The organism is Actinophytocola algeriensis (assembly GCF_014203735.1).
GTDB lineage: Bacteria > Actinomycetota > Actinomycetes > Mycobacteriales > Pseudonocardiaceae > Actinophytocola > Actinophytocola algeriensis.
On the sequence record NZ_JACHJQ010000008.1, the window covers coordinates 1 to 21964 of the forward strand.

Here is a 21964-nt window from a genome sequence, read left to right on the forward strand (position 1 = left end):
GCACCGGCCACGTGAGACATCACACCTAGAACAGTGCCCAGTCGCGTCGCGACGCTCCCGTACGCAGGGTCTGGACTCTCTTCTCAACCTCGGCCACGGCGCGCGAATCTGTCCCCGCGTTCTGAGACAGCCACGTGACCCATCAGCTCGCGAACCCTCCGCAGAACCGAGTAGGCCGCGGACTCTATCTGGTCTTTGATGCCGGAGTCCCGGTAGACGGTGCAGTCGTTGCGGTTGCCTGGTTGCGGGTCGCCGGTGGCGATCACCAGGCGGGTGTCGGCGTCGATCGCGATCTGCACGTTGGTGGAGTAGCGGTAGTTCTTCGACGGTGCCGCCAGGCGGTGGTCGCGGGTCGGGACGAGGGTGCCGTCCACGATCGCCACCGAGTCGACGCGGCGTTTACGCACTGGTGCCAGTGTCAGCAGCGGCTGACCTTGTCGATCACCCGATGCGCCGCGGAGTGCGACACCCCGAACAGTGCTCCGATCTGCCGCATGGTCAGGTTCGTCCGCCAGTACACCGCGACCAGCAGGACGCGGTCAGCCAGCGGCAACGCCCACTGCCGGCCCGGACGACCGTCCGCGATCTCATCCCCGCCGCGTTGGGCCACCACCCGGACCAGCTTGCGGAACTGGCCTGGTTCCAGCCCGGTGAACGGGGCAATCCACTCCGGCCTCGACGCTGTGATCACCCGCACCACAACAACATGATCAACTATCGACTGAGCACGCCGACACCGGGGTTACGAGACATCGCTGAGCGACGCCGGCGAACTCGGCCCCTTCGAACTCCGTGTCGCCGGTGAACTGGGCTTTGACGAGTACGGCGTTGTGCACGCGGCATCCGTTCAGGTCATCGAGGTGGCTGGTGTTCCTGCCAGCTGGTCAGGGGGATGGTGAGGGAGACCGTGTACTGATCGGGGTCGGCGGGGCCCGCGGAGACCAGGCCGCCGACCGCGCGCGCGTTCGCGCATGCCGATCAGCCCGTACCCTCCCGATCCCGCCGGGCCGGGGCGGGCTCCGGTGTTCACCACGCGGGCGGAGAAGGTGTCCTCGGCGTAGGTCAGGGTGATCGTGACGACCCGGGTTACGGGTCGTACACGACGATCCAGTCGAGCACCTGGTCGATCCGGCGCAACACTTCGGTGTCGAGCCTGACGCCGACGGCCTCGATGTTCTCGCTCAGCTGCTCAGGACGGGACGCGCCGACGATGGCCGCCGCGACGTGTGGGTTCCGCAGCACCCAGGCGATGGCCAACTGCGCAAGGGAAAGCCCGACATCGGCGGCGATCGGCTTGAGCCGCTGCACTCGTTCGAGGACTTCCTCCCGCAGGAACCGGGCCAGTACGTCCTTGCCCTCCGCGCCGGCGGCCCGAGAGCCGGTCGGCAGTGGCCGACCTGGTAGGTACTTGCCGGTCAGCAGACCTTGACCGAGCGGCGCCCAGGCGATCTGGCCCATGCCCTCCCGCTCTGCGGCCGGGATCACCTCGGCTTCGACAACGCGCCAGAACATCGAGTACTGCGGCTGGTTGGAGATCAGCGGAACCCCGAGCTCCCTCGCCAACGCGGCGCCGCGTCGGATCTGGTCGGCATTCCATTCCGAGACCCCGAGGTAGCGCACCTTGCCCGCACGGACCAGGTCGGCGAACGCGACCATCGTCTCCTCGAGCGGCACGGTCTGGTCGTACCGGTGAGCCTGGTACACGTCGATGTAGTCGGTTCGCAGCCGTTCGAGCGAGGCGTGCGCCGACTCGACCACGTGCTTGCGCCCCAAGCCCTGGTCATTGGGGCCGGGCCCGGTCGGCCAGTACAGCTTCGTGAGGATCTCGAGACTTTCCCTGCGCTGTCCGGCGAGTGTCCGCCCGAGCGTTGCCTCGGCCCGCGTGTGCGCGTACACGTCAGCGGTGTCGAACGTCGTGACACCCGCGTCGAGCGCAGCATGCAGGCAGGCCCGCACCTGCTCGTCGTCCACAGTGGAGCCGTGCCAGTTGCCGTACGCGATCGCACTGACGGTCAGACCGCTCCGGCCGAGCCGACGAAATTCCATGGCATTCAGGAACGGAGCACCTGCCCTGTGTTCCCGTCCTCCTCATCCTCGGCGCCGCCCCCGTTGCGCCACCGCGCTGGAGGTTCAGCATGAGACCGACCGCGACCGAGGTCAAGCCGGAGCAGCTGGAGCTGCTCGGTCTGGGGGCGCCCGAACCCCGGAGCCACCTCCGCAGGACTTCGCGATCGGGCTGCCGCGAACCGACCTCGCCGAGTGGGACCGGGTGCCCGGCGAGAGACGGCAGTGGTGAAGCCGAACGGCGCACCGAAGACGGCAACGTTCTCAGTGAGAGTCGTGAGATATCGCGATGAGTGGTGTCCGAGGGGGGATTAGAACACCTGTTCGAGGGCAATCTCCCGGATTCCGGGAGGTTTCTCATGCTTCCATGGTACCAGCGAGGCGCCGCCGGCCGCGACTTCAAGCCGCCCTGTGTCGAGGCGACGGATGGGTGGGGGCTGGCCCGCTGTGTCGGTGTGTCCGGCGTAGGCGCGGGCGACTCCGTATCCGAAGTGTCGTTCGACCCAGGTGAGGTGGTGTGGCGCAGCCAGTGGGTGCAGATGTCCTGTGCGGCGACCCGCAGAAGTCGTTCGCCGGGGCATTTCCAGAGGTGGTCGTAGCGGCGGCTTGTGAGCGGACGCCCGTCGCGGTAACGCAGCAGCGGGTCGGTGGGAGAATGGCGCCGCGGGCTGCGGCGTGGTCGACAGCCGCGCGTCTCTGCGACTGCCAGCCGGCACGCGACACACTGAACACCACCGCCGCCGACTTCGTCTTCACCGTGTCGGGCAGCCTGTACCGGGACGTGTTCAGCGAACGTGGACTGACTCCTCCCGCCGAGTCCTTCACCCGCCACGAGGTGCGCATTCCGGAGAAGAAGTTCAGCGCGGTCGCGTGGATCTCGGGTGTGTCAAACGAGCGGTGTAACTCTGGTTGAAGGGGGACTACTTGCGTCCGGCGGCCAGGCGGCGTCGAAGGTGATCTCGAACGCGTTCAGGGCGGGTTTCCAGCGCATGGTCCAGCGTTTGCGGCCTGCTCCGGTGGGGTCGAGGCTCATGATGGCCGGCCATGTAGACGCATTTGAGCGCGGCTTGCTCGTCGGGGAAGTGCCCACGAGCTTTCACCGCCCGTCGGATGCGGGCGTTCACGGACTCGATCGCGTTGGTGGAGCAGATGACGCGCCGGATCTCGGGGTCGAACGCGAGGAAGGGCACGAACTCGGCCCAGGCCTGGTTCCAGAGCCGGACGATAGCCGGGTAACGGGTGCCCCAAGCCTCGGCGAACTCGTCGAAGCGCTCACGCGCGGCGGCTTCGGTCGGGGCGGTGTAGACGAGTTTGAGGGCCTTGGCGATGGCGTCTCAGTGCTGGCGGCTGGCATAGCGGAAGCTGTTGCGGAGCAGGTGAACGATGCAGGTCTGGGTGATCGTGGCCGGCCAGACGGTGGTGATCGCGTCCGGCAGTCCGGCTAGCCCGTCGCAGACCACCATCAGCACATCGGCGACGCCGCGGTTCTTGAGCTCGGTGAGGACATGCAGCCAATACTTGGCGCCCTCGCCACCATCACCGGCCCAGAGTCCGAGGATGTCTCGGCGGCCTTCGCAGGTCGCCGCCAGCGCGACATAGATGGGCCTGTTGGCGACCTGGCCGTCGCGGATCTTTACGTGGATCGCGTCCACAAAGATCACCGAATACACCGTGTCGAGGGGTCGGTTCTGCCACTCGGCCATGCTCTCGACCACTTTATCGGTGATCGTGGAGATGGTCTGCCGGGACACTTCGGCGCCATAGACCTCAGCCAGGTGCGCGGAGATCTCGCCGGTCGTCAACCCTTTGGCCGCCAGCGAGATCACCATCTCGTCCACACCGGTGAGACGCTTCTGCCGCTTGGCGACGATCTTGGGTTCGAAGCTGGCATCCCGATCGCGGGGCACGTCGACCCGCACAGGGCCGATGTCGGTGAGCACAGTCTTCGCCCAGGTCCCGTTGCGGGAGTTGCCCGTCCCACGGCCAGCCGGGTCGTGTTGTCATAACCGAGGTGGTCAGTGATCTCGCCGTCCAGCGCGGACTCCAGCAGCCGTTTGGTCAACTGCTGGAGCACACCGCCCTCACCGGTCAGCTTTAACCCACCGGCCTTCGCACGGCTCACCAGCTGCTCAACAAGCTGCTCATCCAGACCGTCTAGACCAGCCTCGGGACTGCCCAGGGTTTGGTTGACATCTGAGATGTGAGGGGTGTGGCGGAGCCAGTGAGTGGAGATGCCCTGGGCGGCGACCCAGGGGAGTCGTTCGCCGAGGCGTTTCCACAGGTGGTCGTACCGTCGGCTGGTGAGTGGGTGTCCGTCGCGGTAGCGGAGCAGGGGATAGGCGTGGTCGACCTGAGCGGCGTAGGTGCCGAAGCTGGCGGACATGAAGTCGGGTGGTCGGGTTGGGGATAGGGGTCGAGGTATTTCGTGCGGAGTGTGTGGCCGTCGGGCATTCGCGGTCGAGTTGCTGTGTGGCGAGGCATGTGAAGTAGTCCGTGCTCCTGAGGTGTAGGCGGGCCCCTGGTGACTCATCGATTCCGTTGCGGTCGATCGACAGACCCGTGACCGCGTACGACGGCCCGTTCCAGTGGGCCTGCAGGCACGTCACAAGAAGGCTTCCGGACCGTCCTGCGGGACCGCGTCGGGGTGTTCCAACATCGGTGTCGTTTCGGGCACGCCTTCCACCCACGTCTCCGGCCGTGCCAGGGCATGAGCACTCAGCCACGTCACGACCTCGGCGTGCGGCCACTGGCGGCGAGGGCGCTGGCGGTCTCGGCCAACCGCATCGCATAGCCGTATTCGTTGTCGTACCACGCGGCGACCGACAGCAGCTCACCGTCCTGTGTCTGTGTCAGTGGGAGGTCCACGATGGAGGAGCGTTGCTCGCCGATGATGCGCGCTGACGTCCACTCATCCTCGAGCACACCGAGGATCGAGGACAGTGGCCCTCCCTCGGATGCCGCCCGGAACGCGTCGTTCACCTCGGCCACGGAGACCGGGCGGCTGGGAACGATGTTGAGCTCGACGATGCTGCCGGTGCGAACGGGGACGCGGTAGGCCTTTCCGGTGATCCTGAGGTCGGGCCAGACGAAGCGGAGTGCCTTGGAGGCGCCGGAGGGTGAGGGGATGATGTTCTCCGCCGCGGACCAGGAATCGCGGCGGTCGCGCATCGGTTGGTCGGTCAGCGACTGCGTGTTGGTGTAGGCGTGCACGGTCGAGAACAGCCCCACGTCGATGCCCGCCAGGTCGCGGAGCACCTTGACCACCGGTGCCAGCGCGTTGGTGGTGCAGCTGGCCATGCTCACGATCCGGTGCCGGTCCGAGTCGAACGAGTCGAGGTTGATGCCGGGCAGCAGGACCGCGTCACAGTCGTCGAGGGACTTGCTCGGCGCACTGACCAGGACACGTTTCGCGCCCCGCTCGAGGTGCTGTTCGGCGACGGCGCGGGTGACCGCGCGACCGGTGCAGTCCACCACCAGGTCGATTCCGAGCTCACCCCAGTCCGGCACCGACTCGCTCGAGTTCCGGTAAGCGATCGGCTCGCCGGCCACGACGATGCTGTCGTCCTTCACCTCGACGGGCCGCCAGCGACCGTAGTTGGTGTCGACTTCGAGCAGCGGGGCCAGGCGTTCCACCGGCACGATGTCGCAGATGACCTGGGGACGGATCAGCCCACTCGACAGACTCGCCCGCAGCACCGACCGGCCGATTCGACCGAAACCGTAAATCGCTGTATTCGACAACCGATTCTCTCCCAAAGTGTTGTCATTCACACTACGAACCTGTTCGGTGTCCGCGTCTTCTCCGCAACCTCGCGAACAACGTCCATCAGCAACGGCGCGACCGCCCCTACGGAGAAGTTCCGCACGGCGATCTCCCGGTTGTGGTCGAGGAGCCGGTGGTCCGGCCGAGCCAGCCACGCTCGTAGCTCTCCCACCTCACTCGTCCGGAACCAGCGCAGTCCTCGGGCGGCGAACTCGGCGGCGACGGGGTAGTCCCCGCCGATCAACGGTTTCCGCCACAGCGCGGCCTCGACGAGTGGATTCCCGAACCCCTCGATGGAGGACGGGTACACGATCACGTCGGCGGCCGCGTAGGCCTCCGCCATGGTGAGCCGGCCGAGCCCATGCCGCACCCTGGTCGACGCCGAAGCCAGCACGCGCCGGAGCCGGCCGTCGTAACCGTCCTCCGCCGGGCCGGCCAACCAGTACACACCGCCGAGCTCCTCGGCGATCCGGACCGCCGTCGGCACCTCCTTGCGCGGGATCGCTCTCGTCGGGTGCAACACCAGCAGGTCCGCGTCGTCGAGGCCAAGCTGACGCCGGGCACCGTGCCGGTCGCCGGCCACCGGGTCGGGCTCGAAGAGGTTCGGCACCACGGCGGCACGGATGCCGTGTTCGGCGAAGGCGGCCATCGCTCGGTGACTGTTGACGACGTGGCACCAGCGGTCGTCGTCCGGTGGGAACCCCGGCGGCACCGGCCTGGGGCGGTCCCACGGTATGTCGTGGTGGTGAACGATCACAGCGCGACCGGCGAGGGTGCCGACCAGGTACGGCAGCGCGGGCAGGTCGAGCGGGAGGGTCAGGATGTTGTGCACGATGACCAGGTCGGCGCCGTCGAGGAGCACTTCCCAGCGGCGCGGTGTTCCCGGGTCGGCCGGGCGGGGCCCCAGCAGGTCGATCCGGACGTCGGGCGTGCCGGTCGCCGCGACGACGACCACGTCCATCGCGTGGTCGCGCAACACGGCAGCCCACTTGGCGACCTCGACGGAGACCCCGTCCGGTCCACCGGCGGACCGGGCGACCAGCAGTACGCGTTCCGTCATCGTGTCGCCCCGCTCGTCGTGACCGTGATCATCGGGGGTCGCTCGGCCGCGGCGACGTTCGCCCGCGTCGGCAGGAACACCTCGCCGTCCCTGGCGAACTGCACCAACTCGGCGGGCAGTGCACCGTGCAGCGTCAACCGCCCGTCCTGCGCCGCCCGCGCCAACGCGACCTGGACGATCTCGCCGGCCATGCGGCCGAGCCGGCCGATGCCGCTGTTGCGGTGCTTGCGCTCCACGAGGTCGACCTGGGCCAGCCCGTCCAGGCCGACAGCGCGCAGCGCGTCGACGAGCAGACCCAGCTCGACGCCGTAACCCGTCGAGAAGGGCAGGCGTTCCAGCACCGAGCGGCGCACCGCGTACTCGCCGGCGAGCGGCTGCACGAACCCGGCCAGCTCCGGCCAGAACACGTTGATCAACGGGCGGACGAGGATCTCCGTCACCCGGCCGCCGCCGTGTGGTTCCGTCGATCCGCCGGTCCGAAGTGGACGATTGTAGGCGGCCTTCACGAACTGTACCTTTGGGTCCCGCAGCAGCGGCCCGACCAACCCGGTGACGAAGGCAGGATCGAAGTCGTACAGATCGCTGTCGACGAACACGACGATGTCGCCCGTGGTTGCCGCGACGGAGCGCCACAGCACCTCACCCTTGCCCGGCAGGGGATCGAACCCGGGCAGCACCTCCTCGCGGTGAACCACCCTGGCCCCGGCCGCCCGCGCGACGGCGGCGGTGTCGTCGGTGGAGCCGGAGTCCATCACCACGAGTTCGTCCACCAGGCCGTGCCGGTCGACGAGCTGGTCGCGGATCACCCGGACCAGCGTGCCGACGGTCGCCTGTTCGTCGAGCGCGGGCAACACCACGCTGATCCGCGTGCTTCCCTTCGCCGCCACCAACGTCGGCAGCGGCCAGTCCCGTACGGACGAGGTTCTCCTGCGCAGCCAGGCCAGGATCTCCTGACGCACCGGAGGCTCGACGTCGAGTTCCACGGCGGTCATCCGTGCCCTTCCTTCGCCGGCTCGGGAGTCGTCGACTCCGTGGGGCGGATGACCGTCAGCAGCGTCACGGCCAGCGCCGCCGCGATCGCGAGGACTGTCCAGTTGATCGCGTGCCAACCGAACACGACGAACACGACGCTGGCGCTGAGCGCCGCGAGCACGCCTGTCGCCGCGCCCACCCCCTCCGCCACGGCTTGGACCCGGCCACCGCGGCCGGGGGGATAGCAGCGGACGATGAGGGTCGTGCCGGCGAGGTACAGGAAGTTCCACCCGACACCGTTGAGCGCCAGGGCGAGCAGGAAGTTGACGAACTCCGTCCCCAGCACGCCGCTGACGGCGCCGGCGGCGATGAGCCCGGCACCGATCGCTCCGGTCCGGCCGGGTCCGAGCCGGGCCAGCACCCGGCCGCTGAAGATCGCCGGCGCGAACATGCCGACCAGATGCCACTGGATGGTCGCCGCAATGGAGTGCTCGGTGTGCCCGGCGTGGTGCCCGCCGAGCGGTCCGACCGCCATGACGATCGTCATGAGCGCACCGGCCGCGAGCAGCGACAGCAGCCCGACGATGAACTCCGGGGTTCGGCGGACCTCGGACAGCGGGATCGGCGGCTGTCGTTCGGTCTTCTCCTCCGGCCGTACCCGGCCGGCCCGCAACAGCAGCATCAGCGGGATGTTCGTCAGCGCGAACAGGCCGACCATCAGATACGGCCCCACGTACCGGTCGCCGAGCAGGTCCGTGCTCCAGGTGGCGACGAACGGTCCGGCGAACGCGGAGACCAGGCCGCCGTACAGCACGAAGGCGAGTGCGCGTTCCCGCCCTCCGGCGGACGCCCGGTCCGCGGCCATGTACCTGATGTAGCCGCCGGTCGACCGGTACGCGCCGACGAGCCCGGTGCCGAGGCACAGCAACCAGAACGAGTTCGTCGACACGGCCGCCATCGACAGCAGCGCTCCGACGATCGCGGTGCAGGCGCCGGTGATCATGACGGCCACGTACCCGATCCGCGCCGCGGCGAGCCCGGTACCGACCGAGCACAGCGCGCCGACGATGGAGATCGTGGCCAGCGGGACCGTGGCCATCGCCGGGGTCGGGGCCAGCTCGAGTCCCACAATTCCGGTGAGCGTCAGGTCGATGCTCACGCCGGCGAAGTAGAACGCCTGGCACACGGTCAGGATCCACGTGGACCGGCCGACGCTCGTGCGCGCCGCCGTCCGCTGTTCAGGAGCCAACGGTCGCCGTCTCCTGCTCGGGCCGCATCGCGGTGTCGCGCCCACTCGCGTTCGCCGCGACGAACTGCTCTCGCCGGGCGCCCACCCACTGCCGCGAGACGTCGATGCCGTCGAGCGTGCCCCGCAGCCGCGGCGCGACCTGTCGCGCGAACAGCTCCAGGCTGCGTGCCCTGGCTTCGGCCGGTGCCCAGTCCTGGTAGGAGATCAGCAGGCAACCGAACCCGCCGACGCGGCCTGCCAGCTCGGTGATCGCGCGGACGCAGTCCTCCGGCGAGCCGATGATCAACCCTCCCTCCGCGACCGTGTAGTCGAACGCCTTGTCCTGGGCGACTTCGGAGCTGGGGATCGGCACGCCGAGCGTCCGGTTGTAGAGATCGGTGCGCTGGTGGCGCCAGCCCTCGAGCAACTCGGCCTTCGCCTGCTCCACCGAGTCGCTCACGTGGACCGGTACGACCAACCGCCAGTCGCTCCGGTCGACGGGATGGTCCGCGGCTTCCACAAGGTGTTCCCACTGGCTCGGCAGGCGCTCGGCACCGATGGACTGGCCCGCGCGCACCGCGCCCCACGGCGGCGCGACGTGGGACATCGCGTTGATGCCGAGCCTGCCGGCGAGCCGCATACCGAACGGTGTCGCGGCGCTGGCGACGACGACCTCCACCGGATCCCGGAACGGCCGCAGCTGCAACCGGGCGTCGTGCAGCGAGTACCAGTCGGTCGTGGCGGTGACCTCCTCGCCGCGCAGGAGCCGGCAGATCACCTCCACCGCCTCGGCGAGCCTGGTGCGGGTGGTGGCCGGGTCGATGCCGAGCATGTGCATGTCGGCCTGGTAGGCCCCGGAGCCGACACCGAGGATGAACCGCCCGTCGGTGAGGTGGTCCAGCATCGCGGCGCGTTCCGCGGCCAGGAACGGATTGTGGTACGGGACGCTGAGCACCCCGGTGGCCAGCCTGATCTGACGGGTGTGCCTGGCCACCGCCGCGATGAACAACTCGGGGCTGCTCAACGACGCCCAGCCACCGGAGTGGTGTTCGCCGACCCAGAACTCGTCGAACCCGAGTCCGTCCAGCCGCTCGACCAGCTCCATGTCCTCGCGCAGCAGCAGATAGGGGTCCGTGCCGGGAAGATGGAGCGGTGAGGTGAAGCATCCGAACCGTGTTGGCAGGCGCATTTAGTTCTCTCCCGTGAATTTGTGGAGGCGCGACGCGACGGCGACACGTTGGATCTGGTTGGTTCCCTCGATGATCTGCAGCAGCTTCGCCTCGCGCATCCACCGCTCCACCGGCTCGTCGGTGGTGTACCCGTACGCGCCGAGTACCTGGACGGCATTGGTCGTCACCTTCATGGCCGTGTCGGTCGCGAACAACTTCGCCTGTGCCGCAAGCAGTTCGGTGTCCGGGCCGCCGGCGTCCCGCTCTCGGCAGGCGCGGTGGAGCAACTGGCGGGCCGCCTCGATCTCGACCGACATGTCGGCGAGCAGGAAGGAGATCCCCTGGAATCCCATGATCTCCGAGCTGAACTGCCTGCGTTGCCTGGCATAGGTCACCGCGCGCCGCATGGCCGCCTGCGCCAGCCCGACGGCGCAGGCGGCGATGCCGAGACGGCCCTGGATGAAGAAGCTCTGCGCGACCACCATGCCCCGGTTGACCCGGCCGACGACGCGTACGGCGGGCACCGCGACGTCCGTGAACCGGATCTGTGCCGTCGGCAGCGCACGGACGCCCATCTTCGCCACGCGCGGCATCACCTGTACCCCGTCGGCGCCGGCGTCGACGAGGAAGCAGGTGATGCCGCCGAGCCCGGCGTTGCTCGTGCGGGCGTACACGTTGAGCAGGCCCGCGACACCGGCGTGCCCCACCCAGGACTTCACTCCGTTGAGCACGTAGGCATCGCCGTGTCGCGTCGCCGCCGTCTCGATCAGCGACAGGTCCGATCCGGCGGGGGGTTCGGAGAGGCAGTTCGCGCCGATCAGGTCGCCCGTGGCCAGTTTCGGCAGCACGCGGGCCCGCAGGTCCTCGCTGCCGAACTCGGCGAGACCACACGCGGCGAGCGTCTGCAGGTGAACGGACTCGGCGAGGGCGAGCCAGCACGTGGCCAGCCGTTCGATCGCACCGCAGAACAGGCTGGTCGGCTCGGCGCAGGTGGGCTCACCGACGACCAGGTCCGGCAGCCCGAGGGCGCACGCTCGGCGCACCAGCTCCTCGGGGAAGACCTCGCGCCGCTCGTGGTCGTCCACCAGCGGTGCGGCGTCCCGGACGATCCGCTCGACGCCGGCCATGATCTCGGCGTGGGAGGGCCGGCTCATCGGCGTGCCCCCTCGGCGGCGACTGCCGAGTAGACCTCGTCCATGAGGAGGAGACCGGGGGAGCGGCCGGCCAGGTGCGCCGCGGCGACGAGCAGACCCATGGCGGCGGCGCGCAGGTCGGACACCCCGTGGTGCACGGAGACGGACTCGCCGGGCAGGTCGAACGTCACGACGTGGTCGCTCACCGGCTGGCCCGCCCGGAACGAGGCGACCTCGCCATGGCAGTTCGGCGGGCTGGCCCCGGCCCACGCCGCGGCGAGCGATCGTGCCGACGCGCTCGGCCGGTCGGCCTTGGTCACCGGGTGCCGTTCGAACACCGACATGCGCGGCTGGTTCTCGAACGGAGCGGTCAGCGTCGCGATCGTGCGGACCAGCGCCGTCTGGAGCCAGTGGCCGAACGAGAGATTGTCGGCCAGCAGAACCGGCACCAGCTCGCTGAGTCGCCACAGCCGGTCGTGCGCTGCCGGGGAGATCGTCGACACCGCGTAGACGAGGGCTGCCTGGTGTCGTTGGCAGTGGTCCACCGTGTCGGCGAGCGCACCCGCCGAGCTCGCGTCGACCAGAACGTTCGCCGGCTCGTCGAGCCGCCAGCCGGCCCGGGACGCGGTGACACCGACCGGGACGTTCCGGTGGCGGCACTCGGCCATGATCGCGGTCCCCAGCCGTCCGGTCGAACCGACGACACCGAGGGTGAACCTGGCCTCAGACAACGTTCTGGTCCTTGAGGAACCGTACGATCCCGCTGACCCGGCCGAGGAAGGTGGTGTCCTCCTCGAGGTCGATGTAGACGCCGTACCTCGTCTCCAGCGCATCGATCAGTTGCAGGAACGACAACGACGAGAAACCCTTCTCCAGCAGGTTCGACTGCTCGTCGAGGGCCAGGTCCTTGCCGACGGCGCCGCCGGAGGTCTCCGCGATCAGCTCCGCGATCTCCGTGTCCACATCAGACATCGAGCTCTTCCCCCTTCGTTCCTCCGCGCACACCGGCGGAGAGGATGGCCTTGACCTTGCCGAGCTGGACCTTGCCCGCGCCGCTGCGCGGGAGCTCGTCGACGAACACGATTCGCTCGGGAACCTTGTAGGGAGCGGTCCTCGTCAGGCAGAACCGCCGGAGATCAGTCGCGTCGACCGGACCGCTGCGCACCACGACCGCGCCGAGCACCGGACGGTCTCTTCCGGACACGAGCGCGACCGCACTGTCCGTGACCTCGCTGTGTGCGTTCAGTACGTCGACGACCTCGTCCGCGGCGAACTTCCGGCCGCCGACGTCGAGCGAGTTGTCGACCCGGCCGGCGAGGCGGAGGCGGCCGTCATCGTCCAGGGAGCCCCGGTCGCTCGTCCGGTAGAACCCCGCCCCGTCCACACGCGCCTCGAACTCCCCGGGGTAGTTGAGGTATCTGGTCCCCATGGACGCACTGCGTGCGAGCAGTACCCCGACGCCGTCCTCCCGCTCTCCGGTCCGCAGCGTCACGCCCGGCAGCGGATAGCCCTGCCCGCCACCGGGAGCGGGATCGGCGTTGAACGTCAGCGGGCCGGTCTCGGCGATCCCGTAGTAGTCGGCGATGTGGATCGACCGGCGGGCCAGCGCCGTACTGGTGGCCGGGTCCAGCCGGGCGGCGGAGGACAGCGCGAGCCGCAACGACACTGGCGCGGCCACGTCGTTGCTGCTGGCCGCTATCGCGTCGTATGCGGCGGGAAACGCGACGAGCACGGTGGGGTCGAGCGCGACCAGGTGCCGGGCGACGTTGCCGGGACTCGGCAGACCGGACGGAACGAACACGTCGGCGCCGGCGAGGAGCCCGGGGACGAGCGAGGTGTTGAACGCCAGACCGTTGTAGAGCCCGGCGAAGCACAGCACCCGATCCGCAGGTCCCAACGTGCTCGCCGCCAGCCACGCCCTGCTCGCCGCGAGCACCGCGGCCCCGGAGAACTCGATGCACGCCGGAGACCTCGTCGAACCGGAGCTGAGGCGGCAGATCTCGGTGTCCGGATGCAACGGTGGGCGACGGCGACCGCGATGCTCGGGACGCCATACGGCGGAGCCCGCGCAGTCGGTGACGGTGCCGTGCTCGACCGACAGCGCGGTGGCCGAGTCGTGCAGCGCCGCGTCGACGTCACAGCTGGTGAACAGCTCGGCCAGCTCCGCGGCGCCGAGCAGGGGATCGAGCAGGATCGGCACACCGCCAACCGCGAGAACGGCGAGCAGGTCGGACACGTAGGCCGGCGAGTTCCTGCGGCTGATCGCGACCCGCGGCGGCCCGTCCGTGTCACCGGGCAGCGTGTCGAGCAGCGCCTCGCTCCTGACCTCGGCCGCCGCCAGCACCTGGCGGTAGGTGAGGGTCGTGCCGAGGTTGCCGACCAGGGAATCGGGGTGATCGGTCAGGCCGCGCGTCAGCGCGTCGTGGAGGATCACGGTGCCATCCCTGAGGAAACCGTGCCGGCGGCGTGCCGGGCGAGGCGGTCGGTCACGCCGGTCCCGAGCAGATCGCTCCTGGCGACGAACTCCAGCTCGAGCCCGTCCGGCCGGGATCGCGAGACGACACGAGCCAGACCGAACCCGCGGACCACGTCGTCACCGGCCGGGACGATCTCGGCGGGAGCGCCGCCCACCAGCAGCGGCGGCATGGGGGTCAGGTGGTTGGCGTAGAGGAACCTCGGCGACATCTCGTACGGCCAGTTCCTCGCGCCCGCCAGTTCGGGCACCCGGATCGCCGAGTCCAGCGCGAACGGCGGTGGTGGGCGCCGGAGCAGCGTCAGCAGGCGGCCGTGTGTCCGCCGTGCCCTCGTCGCGAGCGAGGAGTCGTCGACCGGAACCGACAGCATGTGCCAGGCGAAGTACATCCCGACCGACCGCTGCTGTTCCCGCGACCGGCGGCCGGAGACGCCGACCACCATGGGGAACTCGCCCGGCTCGGCGCCGTGCACCTCCGCCAGCCACCTCGTCAGCAGCGCCGGGCCGACACCCGCCGCGGCGGCCCGTCCGTCGAAGGCGAAAGAGGTCCAGGGCAGGACGGCGCGCGACGACTCGACCGCGTAGCCGCCGGTCGTGTCCGGCAGCCGCAGCGGTGGCACCTGATAGGGCGGGAAGGTGCCGGGCGGGGCAGCCGCCCAGGACTCGGCGAGTCGATCCTTCTCCTCGGCCGACGGCGCGTTGTCCAGACAGTGCCGGAAGAACTCCATGTCCACGACGTCCGTGTCCACGTGCCGACCGGCGAGCAGGTCGCTCAGCTCGTCGATGATGACCGCCAGCGACCACCCGTCCGCGCAGATGTGGTCGAGCGCCAGGTGCAGCGTGCGACCGGTTCGTCCACACGCGACGATGACGGCGAACAGCTGCCCGGTGTGCGGCCCCACGCGGGCGCGCAGGCGCGCGACCTCGCCGTCGTCCGGGTCGTCGAGGACCGTGAACCACGCTTCGACCGCCTCGACCGGCAGGATGCGCTGGGTCCAGTAGCCGGGCTGGTCCTGGCGGTAGCACACCCGCAGCGCGGGATGTCTGGCCACGACGGCCCACCACGCGTCCCGGAGGGCGGTCACCGTGGCTCGTTCGCCGACGAACCAGGACTTGACCACCGGGTCCGGCTTCTTGATCCCGTGGTGAGCGCTCGACAGCGTCTCGTTCTGGTCCCACGTGCAGGGGAAGTCCCCGGCCCGATCGAGCGCCTCAACCATGGCTGCCGTTCGGGTTGGTCACGTCGAACTTCTCGCCGTCGGCCTCCCGGCCGATCGCCAGGACGTAGATGATGTCCTCGGTCGTCGCGCACGCCGTGGCCCACAGCCGTGGGTCGAACCCGCCGATACCGGTGACGCCGAGCCCGGCCTGGCTCGCCGCCAGATAGATGATCTCGCCCACCAGCCCGCTCGCCGTGATCAGCCGTTGCGTGCCGACGGACAACGCCTCGGTCGGCGCGTCCTCGACCCTGGCGTGTACGACGACGAACGCGCTGGCGCCAGTCAGGTGCGATTGGCCGAGCAGTGCGCCGGTCAGCCAGCTCTTCTCCGGCAGCGGTCGTCCGACACCGGGATGGCGGGAGAAGACCTGGAACCCGGGGATCGGTACGCCGAGCTCGGGGACGATCCGGTCGCACAGCTCCACGAAGCGGGCGACGAACTCGGCGAGTTCGCCTGCCGCCACGGCGCCGTGGAACGCGGCGGCCGAGTGGCGGGTGGGGATCGCGTCGGCGAGCCGCGTGCGGGCCGGGCTGGGCGGCAGGGCCAGCCGCAGCGGCTCCGGCGGATCCGGAAGCAGGCCTCTGGTGATCTCCTCGATGTCGTTGAGCGGGTTCTGGGGCTCGGGCCCGGTGGCCTGGCGCAACACCCAGCCGTCGGCGGTCCGGCCGGAGTCGTCCGCGTCGAGGACGCCGAAGCCGAGCAGCGCACCGCCGCGGCGGGCCAGCCGGCCGGCGATGGCGTCCGCCGGCCGGTCCGGATCCGGTGTGCCGGACGTCAGCGACAGGTTCAGCATGGCGTGGCCGGCGTCCACGAGGTGGTACAGAAATCCGCGGCGGCCGTACTTGCGCACGGAGAACCACGGCCGACCGACGAGGTAGTAGCGGAACCGGTCGCCGGCCCAGCCTGCCTGGTCACCACTGGGAACGGTCACCCACCGCTGGTGCAGATCCACGTGGCCGACGACGGGTTCGGTCGCCGATGCCGGGCTGACGAACAGCTCGTACGGGTAGCAGCCACCGGCCGACGGCGCGGCCCGCTTGGTCGAGCCCGCACGGTGGCCGACCGCGTACTCCAGCCGGGCGACCACCGTGGCCAACCCCGCGGGCAGCGGCTCGGGCCGGACCGGGCGGTACGTCGGCGGCTGTCTGGCCTCGACCCACCGGATCGGTTCGGTGGCGGTCACGGACGTCGTGCGCGACAACTGCGGAGCTCCCTCCTCGTGGTTCCCTGCTCACCAGCCGGCGGACTCGGGGAACGTCCGCCGCACACGTCGCCGGGTGTGGTCCCAGTACGACCGCACAGACAGGTCCGCGAAGATGAACGCGCGCTTGGCGGCCACGTCCTCGTCGGAGGACGTGCCGAACTCCCGTCGGGTCGCCAGCGCGTCCAGCTGCAACCGGCACGCGCGCTCGAGCATGAGCGCGAACACCACGGCATGCCGGACGCTCTTGCCGACGACGACGCTGCCGTGGTTGACCAGCAGCACAGCCACGCCCGTGTCCAGGCACGATGCGATCTGCCGGGCGACGCCGATGTCCAGGACCGTGTTGCTGGTGAGACCGAACCGGCGCACCTCGGCGCGCAGGAGTGCGCCTTCGTGGCTCAGTGCTGCCAGCTCCGCGTCCAGCGCGCCGAAGACGAGACCTGCCGGGGCGTGGCTGTGCACGATCGCGTTGACGTCGGCCCGCGCCTCGTAGATCGCCTGGTGCAGCGGGGTCTCGGGCGGCGCCAGCCGATCCTGCTCGGCGACGGGGTCCGCCGACGCCGAGACGAAGTCGTGCGGTGTCGCCTCGTCGAAACCGACCAGCGCCCCCTTGATCAGGAAGGTCGGCGCGCCGGGGCGCCGGCACGAGATCTGGCCTTGGTTGAAGTCGTCGTGCCCGCCGAGCGAAAGGGCTCTGGCGCCGATGGCCGCCTGCGTGGCGAGCGGGTCGACGGCTTGGTCGCTCACCGCGGCGTCGGCGTGCGCAGTCATATGTGTGGGTCCTCGTCGTGGTTCGTTTCCCCGTGAGCGGGGGAGACCCGGCTCGATGGCACATCCTGACAGCGGCGGCGCCCAGATTCCGCCCAGGCGATCCGGGCTGCCTGGGCGAGATCTGGGCGGGCGCGAGATCGCCGGGAGTTCTTCCTGGACAAGAGGATCCGCGTGCGGTTGGTTGGCCGGACGTATGTCGTGGCGGCTCGGGGCGTGCTCGTCGCGGGGTGGGTTTCGGTGCCCACGGGACGGTTGGAGGGGGACCGGGTGGAGTTTCACTTGCTCGGACGACTGGAAGTGTGGCAAGGCGGGGAGCGGCTACGGCTCGGCGGGCCGCGTGAGTGCGCGCTGCTCGCCGCCTTGCTGTTGCGAGCCAACGAGATCGCGTCCGTCAGCTATCTCGTGGACGCGGTGTGGGAACGTCCGCCGGCTTCTCCGGAGACGAATGTCAGAACGTATGTCTCCCAGCTGCGCCGCCGGCTCGGTCGCGGATCGCGCGGCCCGTCGAGACTGGTCACCACACAGGGCGGCTACCAGCTCACGGTGCGGCCGGACGAGTTCGACGTTGGCGTCTTCGAGGAAGCACTGGAGCGCGCGGACGCGGCGTTCCACCGCGGCCACTGGGAACGAGCGACTGCCGACTACTCCCGGGCACTCGATCTCTGGCGTGGCGATCCGTTGGGTGACCAACCGGTGGGGGCGCGGCTGCGCGGAGTGTTGGACGGGCTGGCCGAGCGGTGGCTGGTCGCCGTCGAACGCTTCACCCGCGCCAAGTTCGAGCTCGGCGCGCACGACGAGGTGATCCGCCTGATCCGGGAGCTGCTACCGCGGCACTTCCTGCGAGAGGAGCTGTGGCGGCTGCTGCTGCTCGCGCTGTGCGGCAGCAACCGGCCCGCGGAGGCACTGGATGCCTACGCGACCATGCGGCGGCGGTTCGCCGACGAACTGGGTGTCGAGCCGAACGAGCGGTTGCGCCAACTGCACGAGGAGATCCTGCGCGGTGATCATGTCCGCGACGGTTCGGTCGTTCGCACGCGGTCGTCGACCGGCTGGCGACCGCCGGGCGGTCGGGTGTGCCAGCTCCCGGCCGACCTCGGGGACTTCACCGAACGCGCGGCTCCGATGCGGCAGCTGACCGAGGCGATCGGGAACGGGGCCGTCGGCGCACCGCCGGTGGTCGTGGTGTCCGGCGGACCGGGAGTCGGCAAGAGCGCGTTGGTCCTGCACGTGGCTCACCAGCTGGCCGGGCGGTTCCCGGACGGCCAGCTGTACCTGGATCTGCGCGGCACGTCGGAGGCGCCCCGGGAGAGCGCGGTGTTGCTCGCCGAGATGCTCGGCGCGTTGGGATTCACCGGTAGCCAGGTACCGGACGGCGTGGCCGCACGCGCCGGGTTGTTCCGGTCGCTGCTGTCCGATCGGCGGATGCTGGTGGTACTCGACGACGCGGCGGACGCGCGGCAGGTGCGGCCACTTCTGCCTGCCGGCGGCGGTTGCGTGGTGCTGGTGACGAGCAGGCAGCTGCTCACCGACGTCATGCCGGCGTACCACGTGGAGCTGGGCCCGCTACGGGAGGACGAGGCACGCACGCTGTTGACCAGGATCATCGGGCCGGTCAGGGCGGCGGCGGAACCGGTCGAGGTGACCGAGCTCGTGCGCGCCTGTGGTCATCTGCCGTTGGCCATCCGGATCGCCGCCGGGCGACTCGTCGGTCGGCCGGCCTGGCCGCTGCGGCTGCTGACCCGCAGGCTCGCTGACGAGTCGCGCCGCCTCACGGAGCTGAGCCCCGGTGGTCTCGGACTGCGGGCCAGTTTCCAGGCGAGCGTCCGGTCGTTGCCACCCGACGTCGCCAGGGCCTTCCACCTGCTCGGCCTGCTCGGTCCGCACACGCTGCCGAGCTGGGTGGTGGCGCCACTCCTCGACCGCGCACACGAAGAACTGTGCGCGCAGGACGTGGTGGACGCGCTCGTGGACGCCAACCTCCTCGCCCAGTGCGGCGTCGACGACACCGGAACGCCACGCTACCGGCTGCACGACTTGTTGCGTGCCCACGCGGTGGAGGGCGCAGCCGCCATACCCGTCGGCAAGCGGCGCGCCGCGGTCTCGCGGGTCGTGGGGGTGTGGCTCGACCTGGTCCGTCGTGCGGTCGAGGGAATGCCGCCGAGCTCGTTCGACCCGCCACGGTTCGCCGCGCCGCGCGCGGCGCTGCCCCCGGACGTGGCCAGCCGGATGACCGCAGAGCCGCTGCGATGGTTCGACGCGGAACGCGCGGCGCTGGTCGGTGCGGTGGAACTGGCCGTGCGATGGGAGATCGACGAGTTGGCCTGGGAGCTCGCGGCCACTTTGGCGCCCTATTTGGACTTTCGAAGCCGGTACGACGACTGGGATCGTGTCCACCGCCTGGCCGTCCAGGCCGCCCGCCGGACGGCGAACCGGCGCGGTGAGGCCGTGCTGCTCCGCGGGATCGCGCAGGTGCACATCCACCGGGACGAGTACGGCGCGGCCATCCGGTTGCTGAGCAGGTCTCGCGCGCTGTGCCGGCAGATCGGGGACAAGCGCGGGGAGAGCCGTGCGGTCGCCGGGCTCGGCGTCGTGGCCCGGCTCCTCGATCGCCGCGGCGTCGCGCGCGACGAGTACGGCTCCCGGCGCGCCCGGACCGCTCTGCATGGCTGACCCGGCGACCCGGCCGCGGAGCGAGTGGAGGAGAGGGCTTTCCTCCGCCTTTTCTGCCTGTTCTGTTCGGGTTCGAGTGGCGATCATCTACATGGAACGCCATCGATCACATCGATACCCGGAGCGCCCGTGACCGAACTCCACCGGTATGACGTCGAGGCCGTCCGTGCGCAGATCCCTGCGCTCAAGGCAGGATCCGCCCACTTCGACGGTCCTGGGGGTACCCAGATTCCCCAGCCCGTCATCGACGCCATCGCCGACGCGCTGTCCAACCCGTTGTGCAACCGGGGCACGAGCACGGCGGGCGAACGCAACGCCGAGACGATCGTCGCGCAGGCTCGGGGTGCGCTCGCCGACTTCCTCTGTGCCGACCCCGGTGGCATCGTCTTCGGACGCAGCTCCACCCAACTCGCGTACAGCTTCTCCCGGACGCTGGCCAAGACGTGGCGCCCCGGCGACGAGGTGGTCGTCACCCGACTCGACCACGAGTGCAACGTCGGGCCCTGGGTGCAGGCGGCGGCCGATGCGGGGGTCACGGTGCGGTGGGCGGATTTCGACCCCGTCACCGGCGAGCTCGCACCCGGCCACATCCGCGAGGTGCTGTCCGAACGGACCCGTCTGGTGGCGGTGACGGCCGCGTCCAACGTGATCGGCACCCGCCCGGCCATCGCGGAGATCGCCAGGCTCGTCCACGAGGTCGGCGCACTGCTCTACGTCGACGCGGCGCAGTACAGCGCGCACGTCAGCGTCGACTTCGACCAGCTCGGCGCGGACTTCCTCACCTGCTCGTCGTACAAGTTCCTCGGACCTCACCTGGGAATCCTTGCCGCACGCCCGGAACTGCTGCGGACCCTCACACCGGACAAGCTGTCAGCCTCGACCGACTCGGTCCCGGAACGCTTCGAGCTCGGCATCCTGCCCTACGGGGTGCTCGCCGGGGCCCGCGCCGCCGTCGACTTCCTCACGGGGCTCGGTTCGCCGAGTGCGGGCACCAGACGCAGGCGCCTGGTGTCGGCGATGAACAGGATCGAGCGCCACGAGGACGCGCTGCGGGTGCGGATCGAGCACGAGCTGGCCGGCCTCGAATCGGTCACACTGCACTCCCGTGCCGCGCGCCGCACGCCGACGCTCCTGCTGACCGTCGACGGTTGCGACCCTCGGGACGTCCACGGCTACCTGGCCGCCAGAGGGGTCGACGCGGGGGCGGGGACCTTCTACTCGGTGGAGGCTTCGCGCCGGCTGGGGCTGGGCGAACAGGGTGGCCTCCGGATCGGCCTCGCACCGTACAACTCCGAAGAGGACGTCGACCGCCTGCTGGCGGGCCTGACGGACTACGTGCACCGGCACTCCCGCCGGTTCGCGGGGACACCGGTGAGCGCGGGGTGACTCGTTCGCGATGCCGCATCCCCCACCCGAAGCCACGTGAACGGAGCTGTCCATGACCGACAGTGCCGTGGACGACAGGTGGGTCCGTCGTTTCCACACCGCACCCGATCACAGCCCGGCATTGGTCTGCTTTCCGCACGCCGGCGGGTCGGCGAGCTACTACCGCTGGTTGTCCGACGTCCTGAGGCCCACCGTGCGGGTGTTCGCGCTGCAGTACCCCGGCAGGCAGGACCGAATGCACGACCGCAGACTGTCCATGATCGACGAGTTCGCCGACGAGGTGTTCACGGCGCTCGAACCGCTGATGGGCCAACGTCTCGCGTTCTTCGGGCACAGCATGGGCTCGGTGATCGCGTTCGAGGTGGCGACCCGCATGGTGGATCGGCGCGGCGCCGGGCCGACGACGTTGTTCGTCTCGGGCAGGCGCGCCCCCTCGAAGCACCGGGACGACACCGTCCACCTGCTCGACGATGACGGCATCATCGACGAGTTGCGGCGGTTGAGCGGCACCGACGTGCGAGTGCTCGGCAACGAGGACGTACTGCGCATGGTCCTCCCACCGATGCGCAGCGACTACACCGCGGTCGAGAACTACCGCTACCGGCCGGGTCCGAAGCTCGACTGCCCGATCGTGGCGCTGCTGGGCGACGAGGACTCGAGCGTCGACGCCGAGGAGGCCCGTGCCTGGGCCGACCACACGACGGACTCGTTCTCCCTGCACACGTTCTCCGGCGGGCACTTCTACCTTGCCGAGCACCAGAAGGCCGTCGCCGATCTCATCGTCCGGCAGCTGCCATCGCCGAAGAACTGAGCCGGATTCCCGCTGTCGTCACAGTTCCACGAGAGGTGAA

Annotated in this window: 17 protein-coding genes and 2 pseudogenes; 4 read left to right on the plus strand and 15 right to left on the minus strand. The window is 69.9% G+C overall.

Annotated elements, in window-relative coordinates:
- Positions 1–194: 194 nt before the first annotated feature.
- Both FHR82_RS33820 and FHR82_RS33825 read right to left on the minus strand, forming a co-directional pair.
- A pseudogene (locus FHR82_RS33820) lies at positions 195–700 on the minus strand (transposase family protein); the annotation flags it as partial.
- 386 nt (positions 701–1086) lie between these two features.
- Positions 1087–2046, minus strand: coding sequence for an aldo/keto reductase family protein (locus FHR82_RS33825; protein WP_184814703.1), 960 nt, complete (start codon positions 2044–2046; stop codon positions 1087–1089).
- 535 nt (positions 2047–2581) lie between these two features.
- Here FHR82_RS33825 and FHR82_RS47715 point away from each other — a divergent pair.
- Positions 2582–2977, plus strand: coding sequence for a hypothetical protein (locus FHR82_RS47715; protein ID WP_184814704.1), 396 nt, complete (start codon positions 2582–2584; stop codon positions 2975–2977).
- Here the strand turns inward: FHR82_RS47715 and FHR82_RS33835 are convergent.
- The 13 genes and pseudogenes from FHR82_RS33835 to FHR82_RS33895 all read right to left on the minus strand — a co-directional run bounded on the left by FHR82_RS33835 (position 2951) and on the right by FHR82_RS33895 (position 17057).
- Positions 2951–4243, minus strand: a pseudogene (locus FHR82_RS33835) (IS256 family transposase). The gene FHR82_RS47715 and the pseudogene FHR82_RS33835 overlap by 27 nt on opposite strands.
- Before the next feature lie 545 nt (positions 4244–4788).
- Positions 4789–5835: a type I glyceraldehyde-3-phosphate dehydrogenase gene (locus tag FHR82_RS33840; protein WP_311771405.1), complete on the minus strand. Its 1047-nt coding sequence runs from the start codon at positions 5833–5835 to the stop codon at positions 4789–4791.
- Positions 5832–6887, minus strand: coding sequence for a glycosyltransferase family 4 protein (locus FHR82_RS33845; RefSeq protein ID WP_184814706.1), 1056 nt, complete (start codon positions 6885–6887; stop codon positions 5832–5834). Before FHR82_RS33845 ends, FHR82_RS33840 begins: the two co-directional genes overlap by 4 nt.
- Positions 6884–7879, minus strand: a complete 996-nt coding sequence (locus FHR82_RS33850; protein WP_221464647.1) for a glucosyl-3-phosphoglycerate synthase — start codon at positions 7877–7879, stop codon at positions 6884–6886. Before FHR82_RS33850 ends, FHR82_RS33845 begins: the two co-directional genes overlap by 4 nt.
- Positions 7876–9108 carry an MFS transporter gene (locus FHR82_RS33855; protein ID WP_184814707.1) on the minus strand — a complete coding sequence of 411 codons (1233 nt, stop codon included), beginning with the start codon at positions 9106–9108 and terminating at the stop codon, positions 7876–7878. The genes FHR82_RS33850 and FHR82_RS33855 overlap by 4 nt, the downstream gene beginning before the upstream one ends.
- Positions 9098–10276, minus strand: coding sequence for an LLM class flavin-dependent oxidoreductase (locus tag FHR82_RS33860; RefSeq protein WP_184814708.1), 1179 nt, complete (start codon positions 10274–10276; stop codon positions 9098–9100). Before FHR82_RS33860 ends, FHR82_RS33855 begins: the two co-directional genes overlap by 11 nt.
- A complete protein-coding gene (locus tag FHR82_RS33865; protein ID WP_184814709.1) occupies positions 10277–11410 on the minus strand; it encodes an acyl-CoA dehydrogenase family protein in 1134 nt (377 codons plus the stop codon).
- On the minus strand, positions 11407–12120 hold the full coding sequence (locus tag FHR82_RS33870) for a dihydrodipicolinate reductase C-terminal domain-containing protein (protein ID WP_184814710.1): 714 nt from the start codon (positions 12118–12120) through the stop codon (positions 11407–11409). The genes FHR82_RS33865 and FHR82_RS33870 overlap by 4 nt, the downstream gene beginning before the upstream one ends.
- A complete protein-coding gene (locus FHR82_RS33875) occupies positions 12113–12361 on the minus strand; it encodes an acyl carrier protein (protein ID WP_184814711.1) in 249 nt (82 codons plus the stop codon). The genes FHR82_RS33870 and FHR82_RS33875 overlap by 8 nt, the downstream gene beginning before the upstream one ends.
- On the minus strand, positions 12354–13823 hold the full coding sequence (locus tag FHR82_RS33880; RefSeq protein WP_184814712.1) for a class I adenylate-forming enzyme family protein: 1470 nt from the start codon (positions 13821–13823) through the stop codon (positions 12354–12356). Before FHR82_RS33880 ends, FHR82_RS33875 begins: the two co-directional genes overlap by 8 nt.
- Entirely contained in the window at positions 13820–15082 is a 1263-nt protein-coding gene (locus FHR82_RS33885) for a condensation domain-containing protein (protein ID WP_184814713.1), read from the minus strand. Before FHR82_RS33885 ends, FHR82_RS33880 begins: the two co-directional genes overlap by 4 nt.
- Positions 15075–16283, minus strand: a complete 1209-nt coding sequence (locus tag FHR82_RS33890; RefSeq protein WP_184814714.1) for a nitroreductase family protein — start codon at positions 16281–16283, stop codon at positions 15075–15077. Before FHR82_RS33890 ends, FHR82_RS33885 begins: the two co-directional genes overlap by 8 nt.
- Before the next feature lie 30 nt (positions 16284–16313).
- A complete protein-coding gene (locus FHR82_RS33895; protein WP_184814715.1) occupies positions 16314–17057 on the minus strand; it encodes a class II aldolase/adducin family protein in 744 nt (247 codons plus the stop codon).
- 279 nt (positions 17058–17336) lie between these two features.
- On the opposite strand from FHR82_RS33895, the gene FHR82_RS33900 reads away from it, so the two are divergent.
- The 3 genes from FHR82_RS33900 (at position 17337) to FHR82_RS33910 (ending at position 21924) form a co-directional block, all read left to right on the plus strand.
- Positions 17337–19727 (plus strand): AfsR/SARP family transcriptional regulator, encoded by a 2391-nt coding sequence (locus tag FHR82_RS33900; RefSeq protein WP_184814716.1) that lies wholly within the window; start codon positions 17337–17339, stop codon positions 19725–19727.
- A 129-nt stretch (positions 19728–19856) separates the two neighbouring features.
- Positions 19857–21113: a cysteine desulfurase-like protein gene (locus FHR82_RS33905; RefSeq protein WP_184814717.1), complete on the plus strand. Its 1257-nt coding sequence runs from the start codon at positions 19857–19859 to the stop codon at positions 21111–21113.
- A gap of 52 nt (positions 21114–21165) precedes the next feature.
- Positions 21166–21924, plus strand: a complete 759-nt coding sequence (locus FHR82_RS33910) for a thioesterase II family protein (RefSeq protein ID WP_184814718.1) — start codon at positions 21166–21168, stop codon at positions 21922–21924.
- Positions 21925–21964 lie beyond the last annotated feature (40 nt).